Here is a 15,738-nt window from a genome sequence, read left to right as displayed (position 1 = left end):
TGGAGGATTTTGATGAAGCCGATTGTATTCATTACGCAAAAGTTGCCGGATCAGGCAGTTGCTGGACTAAAAGAACAATACGAAGTCCGGATGTGGCCGGAAGAAGAGACTCACGCACCACGCGAAAAATTGCTTGAAGAAGCGAAAGAAGCACATGCACTTTGGACCATGCTGTCTGATCAGATAGATAGTGAAGTGTTTGAAAATGCGCCTAACTTGAAGATTGTCAGCAATTTGGCAGTTGGCTACAATAATATTGACTTAGAGGCAGCACGGAAGTATGGAGTTACGGTTACCAATACACCCGAGGTTTTAACTGAATCGACTGCAGATTTAACATTTGCTTTATTGTTGGCAACTGCCCGCAGAATCATGGAAGCGGAAAAAATCGTTCGTTCAGGGGAGTGGAAGTCCTGGACACCGATGGGAATGACTGGACAGAATGTGGGAGGTGCGACGCTTGGAATCATCGGGATGGGACGAATCGGTGAAGCTGTAGCTCGCCGCGCTCAAGGCTTCGGTATGAATATCCTTTATCACAATCGAACGCGCAAAAGTCTGGAAGACGTGCGCTACGCCGGATTCGAAGAATTGCTGAAGGTTTCGGATTACGTGGTGATCTTGACGCCGCTGACACCGGAAACAAGAGGGATGATCGGAGCGGAAGAACTGGCGCTGATGAAAGAAACTGCCTGCCTGATCAACGTGGCGAGAGGCGGTATCGTCGATGAAATGGCCTTATATGAAGCTTTGAAAGAGAAAAAAATCTGGGGGGCCGGGCTGGATGTTTTTGAACAGGAACCGGTTCCGTTGGATCACCCGCTACTGACGCTGCCGAATGTTACGGTATTGCCGCATATCGGCAGTGCTACTGTCCAGACCCGCTTGGAGATGATGGCTCTGAACGCTGAAGCGATAAAGGCTTGCCTCGAAAACCGGTCGGTAAAGAACAGGGTCTGCTGAATGGCGGAGAAAAGGCTGCTGCTGCCAATGCTGCGTTTTCGAGCTTAAATATATTCGTTAAAAAGCCAGTATATAAACTCAAGAATTTGATTAGAAAATCAGGTGTATACTCCTGCCTGCTGTTTTCCATCCAGGCACGAGTTGTAGTTTGCCGTTATTTATTGTAAAATGATTTAGGTTTTGCTGTCTTTTCTGATGCAGAAGCAAATTGAGGAAATAGGAGGTATGATTCATGCAAAATCATACACACAATGTCTTACTTTATTATAAATACGTAGAGGTGGAAGATCCTGAAACGTTTGCCGACGAGCATTTAGCTGCCTGTAAAGAGCTGGAGCTGAAAGGCCGTATTCTTGTTTCTAATGAAGGAATCAATGGTACATGTTCAGGAACCATTGAACAAACTGAAGCTTATATGGAAATGCTGAAAAGCGACTCTCGCTTCTCGGATACCGTTTTTAAAATCGATGCCACTGAAGGCCATGCATTCAAAAAGATGCACGTTCGTGCAAAAAAAGAAATTGTACACCTTGGACTGGGAGAAGATATCAATCCAAACGAATTGACAGGCACTTATCTGGAACCTGTTGAATTTTATAAACAAATGCAGGAACAAGACACCGTCGTACTGGATGCGCGAAATGATTACGAATACGACCTTGGACATTTCCGGAATTCCGTTCGTCCCGATATTGAAAACTTTCGTGATTTGCCGGAATGGATCCGTGAAAATAAAGAACAGTTTGAAGGTAAGAAAATTTTGACATATTGTACAGGTGGAATCCGCTGTGAAAAATTCTCGGGCTGGCTGAAAAAAGAAGGTTTCGAGGATGTTTCTCAATTACATGGTGGCATTGTCGCTTATGGCAAAGACCCTGAAGTGAAAGGGGATCTATGGGACGGGCAATTATATGTATTTGATGAGCGCATCGCTGTGCCCGTTAATCATCTTGAGCACATCGTTGTCGGAAAAGATCATTTTACAGGCGAACCTTGCGAACGCTACGTAAACTGCGCAAATCCTGAGTGTAACGCAAAGATTCTGGCTTCTGAAGAAAACGAGCATAAGTACATGCGTTCATGTTCAGCTGGCTGCCGGGAACACCCACGTAACCGTTATGCTTTTGAACACGGTTTGACTGGAGAACAGGTACAGGAACGTTTGGACGTATTAAAAGAAACAACTGAAGTATAAGATTAAAAAGCTGCCGAATCCATCGGCAGCTTTTTTTGCGTTTACTTATTTTTCAACTTCTTCCTGGCAGTCAAAGCAGACCAGTTCTCCATCTACGTAAACCCCATCCAAAAAACCATCACGGCAATAGACGTCTTTACCACAGTTGCTGCAAGGTCCGATGAGTTCACGCATCCTGCAGCCCTTCAGCGTAGACATACATCGCGTCTTTCAAGTAGTTAGCTAAACCTTGACCGTGCTGATCGATATTGTTTGCGAAGCGACTGTCTGATGCATACAGGTCACCCAATCCACGGAACATTCTCGGTGAACATTCATAGAAACGATTCAAAAGAGTATAGTATGCCTTCATTTCTTTTTGGACGGTCTCCGTCTGTGGAGGCAAATCCATCAAGCTCGCGACGGTATTATAAATACGGTCTCCTTCGCGGTTGATTTCATCTAAATCTTCTTCTTCTTTTTCTGGTTCGACTGGCTCTTTGTTTAAAGCAGTTTCCACAGGAGCAGTAGCAACAGCAATTGCTGATTCCTCGCCGTACCTAGGAGCAGCATGGAAAGTTTCTGCCTGAGCTGAGGTCGGCTCAAGTACAGGTAAATCGATTTCAGGTTTTTGGTATCTCTCGAATAGATCCGCCGTCTTTTTACTGGTGAATGCGGAAAAACGTTCTGCATCCGTTACGCTCTGTGAACCCTGAAGCTCCTGTTGCGTGCGCTCTGCATTTTGAATTAGATTTTCGATGCGCTGTTTTTTTTGTTCTAGCAACTCGATATGCTGTGATAATGCGTATTCCCGATCAAAGCCATCAGCCACAAGTTCTTGTATTTTCTTTAACGAAAAATCCAATTCTTTCAGGAATAAAATCTGTTGGAGCAATTTCAAGTCTTCTCCATTATAGTAGCGGTAACGGTTGGTCCCGATGTTTGATGGTTTTAATAAACCGATGCTGTCGTAGTGATGGAGAGTCCGTACACTGACGCCCGCTATTTTTGCCACTTCTTGTACTTTGTACAATCTAATCACCTCTCTCTTATAAAATACACTATAACGCACCGTCAGTGTCAATAGTTTAGTGGAAAAGACCTTGAAATGTATTATTTTTGTCTTATTGCGAAGATTAAAAGTGGGGCTCTAGCGACAACAGAAATTGAAAGTGTAAACTTGGTTAAGTCATTTTAGCGATTCTGGATTGGATGGAACATTGGGGGCTTAGCAGAAGGGAAAACAATTTTTTTGTATGTATATCTTTAGAACAGCTGAAAACCCCCATTTTTGGGGTTCATTATAGTTCGACTAGGTACGATTTAAAATTAAAAATCAGATATTTCAGATATCTCCTATTATTTTCTAGATAACTGTGAAATAATGAAATTAAAAGTGCTCTCAAAAACTAGTGGGAGAAAGGGGCAATGACAATGAAATTAACTAATTTTGTGAACGGTAAGTGGCAACAGACAGAGCAGGCAGAATTCAGACCTGTTTTGAATCCGGCAAATGGGGAAGAGTTGGCACAAGTGCGAATGTCTACCGCGCATGATGTGGACTTAGCAGTAACAGCAGCACAGACAGCACAAAAAAAATGGGCAAAAGTACCAGCGCCTAAACGCGCAGATTATTTATATGAAATTGGTCGGCTGATGAAAGAACGAAAAGAACATCTCGCTCAAGTATTGACGAAAGAAATGGGGAAAGTCATCGAAGAAGGTCGCGGCGAAGTTCAAGAAGGAATCGACATGGCTTATTATATGGCAGGAGAAGGAAGACGAATGTTTGGCGAAACCACACCTTCAGAACTGGCTGACAAATTTGCGATGAGCATCCGGTCACCAATCGGTGTAGTAGGATTGATCACTCCTTGGAATTTCCCTGTAGCAATCGCCACCTGGAAATCGTTTCCGGCAATTGTGGCAGGCAACGCATTTATTTGGAAACCTGCAACGGAAACTCCCATGATGGCTTATGAAATGGCGAAGATATTCGAAGAGGTCGGTCTTCCAGAAGGTGTTGCCAATATTGTTTTTGGAGCGGGTTCAGAAGTCGGAACTGCACTTATTGAACATGGAGGCGTGCGAGTGATATCGTTTACTGGATCCACAGAGACCGGCCGTAAAGTGGCGGAAGCGGGAGGCCGTAATCTGAAAAAAGTATCCCTCGAAATGGGTGGCAAAAATGCTGTCATCGTCATGGAAGATGCAGATTTAGATTTAGCTGTCGAAGGAATCCTTTGGAGTGCATTCGGCACAGCGGGTCAGCGTTGCACGGCTTGTAGCCGAGTAATTGTTCATAAAGATGTTAAAGAAGAGCTACAAAAGCGTTTATTGTTGAAAATGGAAACTTTGACAATTGGAGACGGAACTGACGAAACGATCAAAGTCGGACCGGTCATCAATCGGAAAGCTATTGAAAAAATCCATTCCTATATCGAAATCGGTCAACAAGAAGGAGCTACGCTGCTCGCGGGCGGGGAGATTCTGACAGGAGGTATTTACGATAAAGGAAACTATTACGCTCCGACATTGTTTACAGATGTAGAGCCGGACATGCGTATTGCGCAAGAAGAAATTTTTGGACCTGTTGTTTCAATGATTGAAGTGGCGAGTTTTGAAGAGGCGATTGATGTCAATAATGGTGTAATTTATGGATTATCCAGTTCAATTTATACGGCAGATGTTAATCGAGCATTTAAAGCGCAACGCGATTTGGATACCGGAATCGTCTATATAAATGCAGGAACAACGGGCGCAGAAATTCACTTGCCGTTTGGTGGCACAAAAGGTACCGGAAATGGTCACCGTGATTCAGGAGTTGCAGCACTGGATGTCTTTACGGAATGGAAGAGTGTCTACGTCGATTACAGCGGAAAATTGCAGCGCGCGCAAATCGATAACGAAACCTGATAGAAAGGGGATGGGGAGATGAAAATCGTCGTATTAGGTGCAGGATTGATGGGGAAGCAGGCGGCTAGGGATTTGGTTGCCGATGAGGCTGTGGAACGAGTCTTTTTAGCAGATCGGAATACGATTCAAGCCACACTTTTCAAAGAGCAACTGGGCACCAGCAAGCTGGAAGTAGTGGAGTTGGACGCCAGTAATGACGCGGCATTGTCAGCAGTAATCTCGAAGGGGGACATCGTTATTAATGCGCTATTTTACACCTTCAATGAGAAAGTGGCGGCCACTGCCCTCGAATGCGGTGTTCATTCTGTAGATTTGGGCGGTCACATCGGGGGAGCGACGGACGCGGTGCTAGAGATGCACGACGAAGCTCAACGGAAAGGAGTCACACTAATTCCTGATTTGGGCGTAGCACCCGGCATGATTAATATTCTTGCCGGTTACGGCGCCAGTAAGCTGGATCAGGTGTCTGATATTCGCTTGTTTGTTGGGGGAATCCCTGTCCACCCTGAACCTCCGCTGGAATACAATCATGTCTTTTCGCTGGAAGGTGTTTTTGACCATTACACAGACAAATCGCATGTGATACGCGATGGCAAGCTGCTGGAGGTAGAGTCCTTATCCGAAATCGAACATGTGGAATTTGAAGGTTTCGGTGAACTGGAGGCTTTCCATACCTCTGGGGGGACATCGACTTTAACGGATACCTTCAGCGATGTAGATTCATTGGAGTATAAAACCTTGCGTTATAAAGGGCATGCTAATAAATTCAAGCTGCTAGTAGATCTAGGCTTTACAGATCGGAGAAAAACGGTCGAAGTGGAAGGACGTAATGTAAAACTTCGCTCGGTCTTAAAAGCAGTGCTCGAACCCATAACAGAGCTTGGAGACAAGCAGGATGCCGTCGTTTTGCGGGTGTTGGTATCAGGCGTAAAAGCGGGGGAGGAACTCAGCTACGAATACAATATGGTAACGATGAAAGACCGGGAAACAGGAGTCACTGCAATGGCACGTGCAACGGCCTATACCATTTCAGTAGTCGCGCAGATGATTGGCAAGGGAATGATCGACAAACCGGGGGCTTATCCTCCAGAAATGATTGTTCCTGGAGAGGGATATATAGCAGAGATGGCGAAGCGTGGCGTGGATATCAAAGAAACCATCCACCGTTCCGCTTTACAGAATTAAAGGATTGTCTGCACGAAAAATAAAGCAGAAAAAGGATGGCTCCTGTAGGGACCATCCTTTTTCTGTGTTTTAAACAAGCTCTTCAACCTTCTTCGGAACCAGCATTTTCAGGCTCCCGGGTACAATCTCAATATCCAGCGGGGTTGTCAGATAGATTTCGCCATCGGTATCGACATCCAGCTCTTCATCAGTTCTGATAGAGATGGATCGTCCCTGGTAATGGATGATGTGTTCCAATTCTTCTGTGACAACTTCAGGTTGAGACAATGAAAACCACTCACGCACTGCAGCTAAGGATGAGGTTTGAATAATCAACAGGTCCAGCAGGCCGTCTGCCGGGTCGATTGTTGCCAGCGGGAAGTTGTGGGTCCCGATTGACTTGCCGTTCATGACCAGCACCAGGACGCCTTCCTCAACATAGCTGATACCATCGATCTTCAAATGCACGGGAAATGGAGTTGCCTGCCGCATGGACTGCAACGCGCTCATAAAATAACTGAGTTTCCCGTAGCGTTCTTTTAGATTAGGATCGATATTGGAAGAAGCATCGGTAATCATGCCGATTCCTGCAAAGTTAAGAAACGAACCGCCATTGATTTTTCCGGTATCGATTTCTTTGATTTCTCCATTTACCAGTTCTGAAGAAGCCAGACCCAGATCTAGGGGAATATTCAAGGTGCGCGCAAAATCATTGCAGGTACCGCTTGGAATTATTGCTATTGGGGGAGCGGCAGGGAGCTTGGACAAAGCTCGGACCGCAGAATGGACGGTTCCATCGCCCCCGGCAATAAACAGAACGTCGGCATAAGTTGCAGCCCTCTGACAGGCATTTTCGAACTCTTCTGATGAAGCAGTTTGGATCAGCTCGAGTGACTTGGAAGCCTCAGCCAGATGGGGAACGGCCAGCTTCAGAACAGAGTCTATCATAGACGCTCCTGCATTGCCGTTATACAATAATACGGAACGATTGAACTTAGGCATTTCGTGTGTCCTCCTGTATTTCTATTTACTTCTATAATTCCACTAAGAGAGATTCTGTAAACAATCGGAATCAGCAAAATAACTATATAAGTTGAACTAATCATTTATCATGTTTATATTCCACAAACCAGCGGCGCTTGCCGTGGGCGAGCGCCAAACCTCTTCAGTCACTGCGCTGCTTCCTCAGGCAACTGCGGTTTTTCTGCTGTTTTGCTCCATATTTTCTAGTGAAACAGTGAAAAGACAGATGTTCACTTATTTTTAGGAGTTTCTTTAGCGCCGGCGCGTCCACGGGTTGGGCGGAGCCATGCCCAAAGCGGTGTGTAACAGGTAAGTTCTTTAGTTCAACTTATATAGACTGACAAAAAAGAGGTGTCAATATGACAATTAAATTGTATTACCAGGATTCGGAAATTTCAGAAGCATCCGTGCAGGTGTTAGACAGTGCAAACGACGAAGCAGGCTACTATGCCATTTTGGATCAAAGTTGTTTTTACCCAGAAGGCGGCGGACAACCAGCGGATGTAGGAAGAATCGGACCTGCGAAAGTAATGGATGTTCAGACAGTCGAAGGGAAGATCCGTCATTATACAGATATTCAGCTGCCGAAAGAAAGTTATTCTGCCCGAGTGGATTGGCAAAGAAGATGGGATCATATGCAGCAGCATGCGGGTCAGCATTTGTTAAGCGCTTTATTTGAAGACAGTCTAGGCTTGAAAACCCAAAGCTTTCATTTGGGAACAGAGCGTGTATCCATTGATCTGGATTTGGATACAGCGACAACCGCACAGCTGAAAGACGTGGAAAAGATGGCTAATCATCTCATTAGCAAACGCCTAGCAATCACTACTCGCTGGGTTACTAACGAAGAAGCCAAAGCAATTGAACTGAGGAAACTGCCAGTAATGGAAGGAGATGTTCGTCTGGTAGAGATCGACGGTATCGATTTGAATGCCTGTGGAGGCACCCATCCAAAAAATACGGCAGATATCGGCCTATTGAAAATCATTTCCACTGAAAAGGCAAAAGGTGGCATGCGGGTTTATTTTTTATGTGGGAGTCGTGCATTGGAGTATTTTAGCTTCCTGCTGGAAACTACAGACAAACTGGTGGTCCAATTGAATGAACCGGCTGCTGGATTATCAGAGGCTGCAAAAATCTTGCTGTCTGAAAAAGCTGTAGCTGATAAAAAAATTAAAAATCTTCAGGAACAGATGTTAGGTCTCGAAGCAGAAACGATTCTCCCGTCCAATGGCGTGGTGGAACGAGTTTTCGAAGGCCGCCCAATCAAGGAGCTACAGCAACTAGCCCGCCTTGTAATCGTTAAGCATGCTTCGGCGACCCTGCTGTTCATCAGTATTACAAACGATGATGTGCGATTGGTATGCGCAAAAGGTGAACAGGCACCGGGCGATATGAGGGAAGCGCTAGAGCGGCTTCTGGCATTGACTGAAGGCAAAGGTGGAGGAAACGTACAATTTGTACAAGGCGGCGGCAAAACTTCTGAAGCGCCAGAAGCATTCCAAAAGATCTTTAGGGAAACTTTGAAAAGTTTCAAATGAAAGGTGAAACTTTTCTGGTGCTTCTCTGTCTAATGGAAAAAGGGATGTCTGAAAGGGCGTGAAGCATTGTGAAGAAGAAAAAGGTTTGGATCATAGTTTCCATTTCGGTAGCAGTAATTGGTCTGATGTTTGTTTTTTTCAATGACAAAGTATCGGTAAGCGCTTCCTCTGTTGCTTTAACTGAACAAGGCTGGAAAGCTAACTTTTCTTCTTCGCTGCATCAGGATGCCATTGATAAAGGAGATGTCTACATCACGGATGCACAGGGTGACCAGGTCGATGTTGAAATGATTCTGCACGACAATGGAAAGACACTGGAAATCCCTGTAATCACCACCGGTGAATATCAATTGCATATTAAAAGCGAAGCATTGAAAAATAATTTCATGAAAAGTTTAGTCAGAAGGGAAATTTCATTCGTTGTGCAGGAACGATTAGAGCAGCTTTCAGACGAAGAAGAGCTGCGCAATTATTTTGCACAGCTGATGGAAATGGAGCAGAACAATCAGCGATACGGCGGAGTAATTGTAGAAAGTGGAGAAGAAACAGCAGAATCGACTGACTCTGCGGCCGGTGAAAGCGAGGGGACTGGCGGAGAAGATTATTCAACCACCAACAATCAAGTGGCTGGCGTGGATGAAGCCGATCTGGTGAAAACGGATGGTTCATATATCTATTCCATCAGTGAATCGCGTGTCATCATTTCAGATATCCAAAATCCACAGCAAATGGCGGTCGCAGCTGAGCTGCCTTTCACACAAGAAACCTATCCGCAGCAGCTATTCTTGTCGGACGATACATTGGTGGTGCTGGGCAGTCGTTTTTCTGCCATGCCAATCGACGACTTTCGTCTGCCTCGTAGCCAATTGCCGCAGTTGGGCATCACCTCGGTCGATTTATACGATGTCAGCAACCCCGAATCACCTCAGCTGATCCGCGAATTTGGTACTGAAGGAAACTTGAGCGGCGCAAGACTGACTAGCAACATCCTATACTTTGTAACCAATGTCTATCCGGATTATTGGATTTTGGAAGAACAAGACGAACCTGAATTGCGTCCACATCGCTATGACTCAAACAACGGCGGAGACCTTGAACCCTTGCCTTATAACAGCATTGCAATTCTGCCTGGAACCATGGAAGGAAGCTACAGCGTCATAACGACCATAGAGCTAGACGCCCCTGAAACCAATGACATCTCCACTAAGGGATTTTTAGGCGGCAGCGAACAACTTTATATGAATGAAGAAAATCTCTATTTGACGGCCTCTGCCTATACTCCTTTGAGCGATGAAGAAATGAGCGACAGCAGGGAAATGGCAATGTGGATGCCGCAGCAGGCCAATACGGAAGTTTTCAAGTTCGGTTTAAATGGCACAACTGTTGAATTTCTGGCTTCTGCAGAAATAACGGGCTCTCTGCTCAACCAGTTTTCAATGGATGAGCACAATGGCTATTTCCGTGTAGTCACGACAGAAGGAATTACATGGGATTTAACATCTCCATCGAAAAATCATCTGTTTATTCTCGACGGACAGATGAACCAGGTGGGATCGGTTGAAAACCTGGCTCCTGGAGAGCGAATCTATTCAGCTCGCTTTATCGGAGACAAGGCTTATATGGTAACTTTCAAAGAAACAGACCCGCTTTTTGTCATAGACGTTTCGGCACCTTCTTCTCCAAAAGTGCTAGGAGAACTAAAAATACCAGGCTTCTCAAATTACTTGCACCCGCTGGATGATAACCATTTAATCGGCTTTGGTTACGACACCAAACTGGTGACTGTCAAGAACGGAGAACCGCGAGTGGTTACAGGGGGTATGAAGATCTCGTTGTTCGATGTCAGTGACTTTACAGCCCCGGTAGAGAGAGATACCGAGATTATCGGGGGGCAGGAACGTACTCGACACTTCAATACGATCACAAAGCTTTGTTTACGCATCAGGAGAGAAACTTGTTCGGTTTTCCGGCAGCCCTTTACGAAGAATCTGCGGGTGACTATGTGGAATTTGAAGGCGAAGGCGCGCTGATTTATACTATAACACCAGACGGAATTTCGCAAGCGGCAAGCTTGATCGAGCAAACCAACAATCAATACGAAGATTGGAACACCGCTACTCAGCGAATTCTCTATATTGGCGAGGAGCTGTATACAGTAGCAAATGGCGAAATCAAGAGCTATGATTTGGAAACATTCGAACCAATCAGCAGTATGATGTTTGATAAATAATAGCAAGAGGCCTACTTACAGAGGCCTCTTCTTTTTTATGTTTTTAATAAGCAGAAAAAGGGAAGTTGAAAAGTATTCTGGAAATTATAACTGGAGGGATATCGATGAAAGCAGTAACGTTTCAAGGAATAAAAAATATGCAGGTGAAAAATGTCAAAGATCCTGAAATTCAGAAAAAAGATGACATTATCGTAAAGATCACTTCAACCGCTATTTGCGGGACAGATTTGCATATCTATCAAGGTGCATTACCGACAACAAAAGATACAGTCATCGGACACGAACCAATGGGAATCGTAGAAGAAGTCGGTCCAGATGTCACGAAAGTAAAAAAAGGAGATCGTATCGTTCTTCCTTTTAACGTCAGCTGTGGAAAGTGCTTTTACTGCAGCAATGAAATGGAAAGCCAATGTGACAATTCAAATGACAATCCTCATTTCGACACTGGGGGGTATTTTGGTTTGACCGAACGCTATGGTGATTATTCAGGGGGACAAGCCGAATATTTACGGGTGCCTTATGCAAATTTCATGCCTCTTGTAATTCCAGAGTCCTCTGAACTGGAAGACGAATCTCTATTGTTCCTATCAGATGTCTTGCCAACTGCCTGGTGGAGTGTCGAGCACGCTGGAGTTAAAAAAGGTGATACTGTCGTCGTTCTGGGATGTGGCCCCATTGGGCTAATGACACAGAAATTTGCTTGGATGCAGGGCGCCAGCCGCGTTATTGCAGTCGACGAAATTCCCTACAGAATGGAACTCGCCAAAAAAATCAATAATGTAGAAATTGTCGATTTCAGTAAGCATGACAATACAGGTGCCTTAATCCACGAGATCACTCAAGGTGGAGCGCGTGTCGTAATCGATTGCGTCGGAATGGACGGCAAAAAATCCCCAGCAGAAGCTGCCCAGCAAAAGCTGATGCTCCAGGGTGGTACACTAAGTGCCATTAACATTGCAAAAGATGCAGTCAGCAAGTTTGGGACAATCCAGTTGACAGGGGTTTACGGACTGACTTATAACCAATTTCCACTTGGAAATATGTTCGAACGAAATGTCACTTTGCAAATGGGGCAGGCTCCAGTTATTCACTTGATGCCAATGCTATATGAAAAAATCGAAAACGGAGAATTCGATCCGCGCGAAATCATTTCACATATTGTGCCATTGGAAAGCGCCAGTGATGCCTATCAAATCTTTAATGACCATCAGGACAAGTGTACGAAAGTTATATTAAAACCATAGCTGTTCATAAGTTGCACTCAATTAAACGCCCCGACTCGTCGGGGCGTTTAATTTTTTGTCCATGTGAGTTATGATGAGTAAAGAAAATGACAGTGAGAGGGGAAAAACACGTGACACAAGTAGGAGAAACCAGACGTGAACTAGCGTTGGATTGTTTTTTGCTGGCCGGCAGAATCATGATGGAAAGCGGAGCTGAAACCTATCGTGTCGAGGATACGATGATCCGAATGGCAGTTTCACAAAACATGATAAACTCCCATTGTTTTGTGACACCGACAGGCATCATGTTTTCTCCAAGTGAAGAGCTGGCTACGCGATTTGTCCGTGTCAATAACCGAGGGACCGACTTGGAACGGGTGGCGCTTGTCAATTCCGTTTCACGGAAATTAGTGGCTGGGGAATACACATTGCAACAAGCTTACGAAGAGATGATGATCATTGACCAAACCAATTATCGATTTAATATATGGGTTCAGACCTTAGCTGCTTCAACAGCAAGTGCCTGCTTTTTTATTTTATTTGGCGGCAGCTGGTTTAACCTGCCTTTCCCGTTTATCATTGGCGGTATCGGGTTCATCATTGTGGAAACTATTTTGACAGAGACGCGGGTAAAGATATTTGCTGAATTTATCGGTGCTTTCGTGGTCGGGATACTCGCCTCCATCGCTGTCTATACCGGGTTTGCGACGAACTTGGATACATTGATCATCGGCTCCATCATGCCATTGGTTCCCGGGTTGCTGATTACCAATGCGGTACGGGAATTGATGGCTGGGTATTTTGTATCCGGGTTATCTAAAGGAGCAGAGGCTTTTTTAACGGCTTTTGCTATTGGCGCCGGCATCGCAGTAGTACTATCATTTTAAGGAGGAGATCAGATGAACTGGCCACTGGAAGCATTTCTCAGCTTTTTGGCTGCTGGCGCATTCGGCGTCATCTTCAATACGCCGCGCAGAACTTTAGTCAGCTGTGGCCTCGTCGGAATGAGCGGCTGGCTCATCTACCGTACATTCTTTCTTGCCTTCGATGATTCAGTGCAAGCATCTTTCGCTGGCGCATTTGCTGTCTCCATCGTGGCTCACTTGCTGGCTAAGAAATTTCGTATGCCGATGATTATTTTCAGCATCGCCGGAATTATTCCATTGGTTCCGGGAAGCAAGGCTTACAATGCTATGCGAAACATTGTTGAAAACAATTATCTGGAAGCCATTGCTTTTGCTTCCGAAGCACTAATGATCTCGGGGGCTGTTGCGATGGGGTTGGTCTTTGCAGAAGTACTGATGCAGCTATTCTTTAAGCGGCAGGCAAAAAGAATACAGAGAAAAATGGGCCTGACACAAGAGTGATTCTTGTGTATCAGACCCATTTTTTTATGTCTTTGAAAGTATGGTCTCTATGTTCTGTTCAGTCTTCGCGGTTCTTCTTTCGAGCGCTTACGCTTTTCTTTTTACCCCAGCCATTTTTCTAGATCTGTGGCGCTCATCGGGTGTCCGATGATATAGCCTTGTAGGCTGTCGCAGCCCATAGCGCGCAAAAGTTCAAATTGCTCATTGGTCTCAACGCCTTCAGCCGTTACTTGGAAATCAAGGGATTTACCAAATTGAATCATGCCGTTGATTAATCTTTGTATTTTTTCTTGCTTGGTGATGGATTGAATAATCATTTGATCTATCTTTAATGAAGATATTGGTAGCATAAGCATATAGCGGAACGAGGCATAGCCAGTTCCAAAGTCATCCAGTGCAAAGCTTATGCCTTCCTGGTGAAGCATTTTCATCTGAGTCATGATCGAACGTTCGGCCTCGGCTTCAAGAGCGAATTTCTCAGTGATTTCAATCATTAATGAACTGGCCTTACAATTATTGATTTTTAATTGCTCGAGCAGCATTTTCGTCATATCTTTGTCTCGGAACTCACGGATAGATGAGTTGATACTGATCTGTAGGTCGATGTCTTTTGATTGCCAGTCACTCAATTGCCGACAGACTGTTTCGATGACGAAGCTGCCGATTTCGTTGATCAACCCATTTTCTTCTGCAATCGGAATCAGTTCGTCAGGTGTGACCACGCCGATTTCTGAATCGGTCCAACGAACCAAAGCTTCTACGCGTTCGACTTTGCCGTTGTTCAAATTTACCTGCGGTTGGTACAGGAGCTGCAAATTTCTACGATCTAATGCATAGATAAGGCGTTTTTCGATAAGGGCTTTGCGGTTCAATCGTTCATGATCATCCGATGTCAGTGCAGAAATGGCACTGCCTCCACGATCTTTCACTTTTTTTATCGTCGCATAGGAAGCTTTAATCAAATGCATGAAGCTTTGCTGGTCTTCGGGGTATTTCGTGATGGCGCCACTGACCGTCATCGGAACCGCCGTACCCTGCAGATAGATTGGGTGCTGCTTAAGGTAATGGAGAAAGCCTTCAATAAACCAATTGCTCAATGGTGTAATCAAAGCAAATTCGTGCAGGCCCGCGCGTGTAATGATGGAGTCTGAAAAGTACATCCGCAGACGCTTAGTGAACTCGGTGAGCAATTCGTTTTCAGTGTCTGTATCCGATAAGTCACGCAAAGTATAAAAACGGTCAATGTCTAGGAAAATAAAGGAGAAGTGGCGTCCTTCCTCTATGTATTCATTGACCACCTGTTCAAGACGATGGCGGTTCTCCAAACCTGTAACAGGGTCGATAAAAGCAATTTCTTCGAGATGCTGCTGGGCTTTCTTGTTGGCTGTTATGTCTTTTTCCAGGAAAATATAGTACGTGTCATCGCTGGAAAGCTGCATAGGGATAGCTGTTAAATCTACCCAATAAATTTCACCGTCTTTTTTCGTTTTTTTCGCTTCACCGTTCCAGACATTGCCTTGTCTTAATGTAGTTAGGATAGAATCGACAAATTGAACATCCGATTCACCGTCTCCAAACATATGCCAGACAGGCTTGCCTAAAATTCGTTTCGGCGTCCATTTGCTCAGCTTTAAAAACAATGGATTGGCATAGGTGATCAAAAATTCCTCATCAAAATAAAGCAGCATGAATGAGTCATCCAAACCATTTCGCAAATGATTTAATTCTTTAGGGGCAGAGCCTTCTTCATCTGCTTCATCCAGTTCGTAAATGGTCATGACGAACTGTTCGTTGTTGGAAGTATAGGATTTGGTTACAACTGATGTATATGCCTTTATTCCATCGCCCAATTCTATTTCCACATCTTCAAATTTTACCGGTTCCTCAGTGTGCAGTAATTTATCCCATGAATGCTTGCTTAATGCTGCTTTTTCAGGATTCATATAAGGAGAAAACTGGCCTTTGACTGCTTCGGATTCTATTTGAAAAACGCGCTCGGCATGCTGGTTACACCAGGCAATCAAGCCGTTTTGATCTATAATGATGATGGGGAAAGGAATATGGTTAAAAACGAGGGTGTCAGCTAATTTTCCTTGCAATTCACTCATTCTTTGACGCTCCTTAACCGTAGTGTACT

Annotated in this window: 12 protein-coding genes and 1 pseudogene; 9 read left to right on the top strand and 4 right to left on the bottom strand. The window is 44.7% G+C overall.

The window, feature by feature from the left end:
* Nucleotides 1-12 precede the first annotated feature (12 nt).
* Nucleotides 13-963 (top strand): 2-hydroxyacid dehydrogenase, encoded by a 951-nt coding sequence (locus BBH88_RS15130; RefSeq protein WP_006829148.1) that lies wholly within the window; start codon nucleotides 13-15, stop codon nucleotides 961-963.
* 232 nt (nucleotides 964-1,195) lie between these two features.
* Nucleotides 1,196-2,158, top strand: coding sequence for an oxygen-dependent tRNA uridine(34) hydroxylase TrhO (gene trhO / locus BBH88_RS15125; protein WP_006829149.1), 963 nt, complete (start codon nucleotides 1,196-1,198; stop codon nucleotides 2,156-2,158).
* Nucleotides 2,159-2,203: 45 nt separating this feature from the next.
* Here trhO and BBH88_RS19840 read toward each other — a convergent pair whose 3' ends face one another.
* Both BBH88_RS19840 and BBH88_RS15120 read right to left on the bottom strand, forming a co-directional pair.
* Nucleotides 2,204-2,332 (bottom strand): hypothetical protein, encoded by a 129-nt coding sequence (locus tag BBH88_RS19840; RefSeq protein ID WP_006829150.1) that lies wholly within the window; start codon nucleotides 2,330-2,332, stop codon nucleotides 2,204-2,206.
* Nucleotides 2,325-3,179, bottom strand: coding sequence for a MerR family transcriptional regulator (locus BBH88_RS15120; protein WP_238323338.1), 855 nt, complete (start codon nucleotides 3,177-3,179; stop codon nucleotides 2,325-2,327). Before BBH88_RS15120 ends, BBH88_RS19840 begins: the two co-directional genes overlap by 8 nt.
* Before the next feature lie 392 nt (nucleotides 3,180-3,571).
* Between BBH88_RS15120 and BBH88_RS15115 the strand changes: the two genes are divergently transcribed.
* Together BBH88_RS15115 and BBH88_RS15110 are read left to right on the top strand one after the other, a co-directional pair.
* Entirely contained in the window at nucleotides 3,572-5,053 is a 1,482-nt protein-coding gene (locus BBH88_RS15115) for an aldehyde dehydrogenase family protein (RefSeq protein WP_006829152.1), read from the top strand.
* A gap of 18 nt (nucleotides 5,054-5,071) precedes the next feature.
* Entirely contained in the window at nucleotides 5,072-6,238 is a 1,167-nt protein-coding gene (locus BBH88_RS15110; protein ID WP_065536571.1) for a saccharopine dehydrogenase family protein, read from the top strand.
* 69 nt (nucleotides 6,239-6,307) lie between these two features.
* On the opposite strand, the gene BBH88_RS15105 is transcribed toward BBH88_RS15110, so the two are convergent.
* On the bottom strand, nucleotides 6,308-7,219 hold the full coding sequence (locus BBH88_RS15105) for a diacylglycerol/lipid kinase family protein (protein ID WP_065536572.1): 912 nt from the start codon (nucleotides 7,217-7,219) through the stop codon (nucleotides 6,308-6,310).
* Nucleotides 7,220-7,599: 380 nt separating this feature from the next.
* Here BBH88_RS15105 and BBH88_RS15100 point away from each other — a divergent pair, with 380 nt between their 5' ends.
* The 5 genes and pseudogenes from BBH88_RS15100 (at nucleotide 7,600) to BBH88_RS15080 (ending at nucleotide 13,601) form a co-directional block, all read left to right on the top strand.
* On the top strand, nucleotides 7,600-8,781 hold the full coding sequence (locus tag BBH88_RS15100; RefSeq protein ID WP_006829155.1) for an alanyl-tRNA editing protein: 1,182 nt from the start codon (nucleotides 7,600-7,602) through the stop codon (nucleotides 8,779-8,781).
* 125 nt (nucleotides 8,782-8,906) lie between these two features.
* Nucleotides 8,907-11,011: pseudogene (locus BBH88_RS15095) on the top strand (beta-propeller domain-containing protein).
* A gap of 104 nt (nucleotides 11,012-11,115) precedes the next feature.
* Nucleotides 11,116-12,255, top strand: a complete 1,140-nt coding sequence (locus BBH88_RS15090; RefSeq protein WP_065536573.1) for a zinc-dependent alcohol dehydrogenase — start codon at nucleotides 11,116-11,118, stop codon at nucleotides 12,253-12,255.
* An 86-nt stretch (nucleotides 12,256-12,341) separates the two neighbouring features.
* Nucleotides 12,342-13,121: a threonine/serine exporter family protein gene (locus BBH88_RS15085; protein ID WP_006829158.1), complete on the top strand. Its 780-nt coding sequence runs from the start codon at nucleotides 12,342-12,344 to the stop codon at nucleotides 13,119-13,121.
* A 12-nt stretch (nucleotides 13,122-13,133) separates the two neighbouring features.
* A complete protein-coding gene (locus tag BBH88_RS15080) occupies nucleotides 13,134-13,601 on the top strand; it encodes a threonine/serine exporter family protein (RefSeq protein WP_006829159.1) in 468 nt (155 codons plus the stop codon).
* Nucleotides 13,602-13,702: 101 nt separating this feature from the next.
* Here the strand turns inward: BBH88_RS15080 and BBH88_RS15075 are convergent, their stop codons facing one another.
* Nucleotides 13,703-15,709, bottom strand: coding sequence for a bifunctional diguanylate cyclase/phosphodiesterase (locus BBH88_RS15075; RefSeq protein WP_006829160.1), 2,007 nt, complete (start codon nucleotides 15,707-15,709; stop codon nucleotides 13,703-13,705).
* Nucleotides 15,710-15,738 lie beyond the last annotated feature (29 nt).

Source organism: Planococcus antarcticus DSM 14505 (assembly GCF_001687565.2).
GTDB lineage: Bacteria > Bacillota > Bacilli > Bacillales_A > Planococcaceae > Planococcus > Planococcus antarcticus.
The sequence above is the reverse complement of the archived record's forward strand: the minus strand, read 5'-3'. Positions and strand labels throughout refer to the sequence as shown.

What these genes read in the sequence shown, in the direction of transcription:
- trhO (WP_006829149.1), top strand. Translation starts at nt 1,196, where the DNA reads ATGCAAAATCATACACACAATGTCTTACTTTATTATAAATACGTAGAG.
- BBH88_RS15085 (WP_006829158.1), top strand. Translation starts at nt 12,342, where the DNA reads ATGACAGTGAGAGGGGAAAAACACGTGACACAAGTAGGAGAAACCAGA.
- BBH88_RS15080 (WP_006829159.1), top strand. Translation starts at nt 13,134, where the DNA reads ATGAACTGGCCACTGGAAGCATTTCTCAGCTTTTTGGCTGCTGGCGCA.
- BBH88_RS15115 (WP_006829152.1), top strand. Translation starts at nt 3,572, where the DNA reads ATGAAATTAACTAATTTTGTGAACGGTAAGTGGCAACAGACAGAGCAG.
- BBH88_RS15110 (WP_065536571.1), top strand. Translation starts at nt 5,072, where the DNA reads ATGAAAATCGTCGTATTAGGTGCAGGATTGATGGGGAAGCAGGCGGCT.
- BBH88_RS15090 (WP_065536573.1), top strand. Translation starts at nt 11,116, where the DNA reads ATGAAAGCAGTAACGTTTCAAGGAATAAAAAATATGCAGGTGAAAAAT.
- BBH88_RS15100 (WP_006829155.1), top strand. Translation starts at nt 7,600, where the DNA reads ATGACAATTAAATTGTATTACCAGGATTCGGAAATTTCAGAAGCATCC.
- BBH88_RS15075 (WP_006829160.1), bottom strand. Translation starts at nt 15,709, where the DNA reads ATGAGTGAATTGCAAGGAAAATTAGCTGACACCCTCGTTTTTAACCAT.
- BBH88_RS15105 (WP_065536572.1), bottom strand. Translation starts at nt 7,219, where the DNA reads ATGCCTAAGTTCAATCGTTCCGTATTATTGTATAACGGCAATGCAGGA.
- BBH88_RS15130 (WP_006829148.1), top strand. Translation starts at nt 13, where the DNA reads ATGAAGCCGATTGTATTCATTACGCAAAAGTTGCCGGATCAGGCAGTT.
- BBH88_RS19840 (WP_006829150.1), bottom strand. Translation starts at nt 2,332, where the DNA reads ATGCGTGAACTCATCGGACCTTGCAGCAACTGTGGTAAAGACGTCTAT.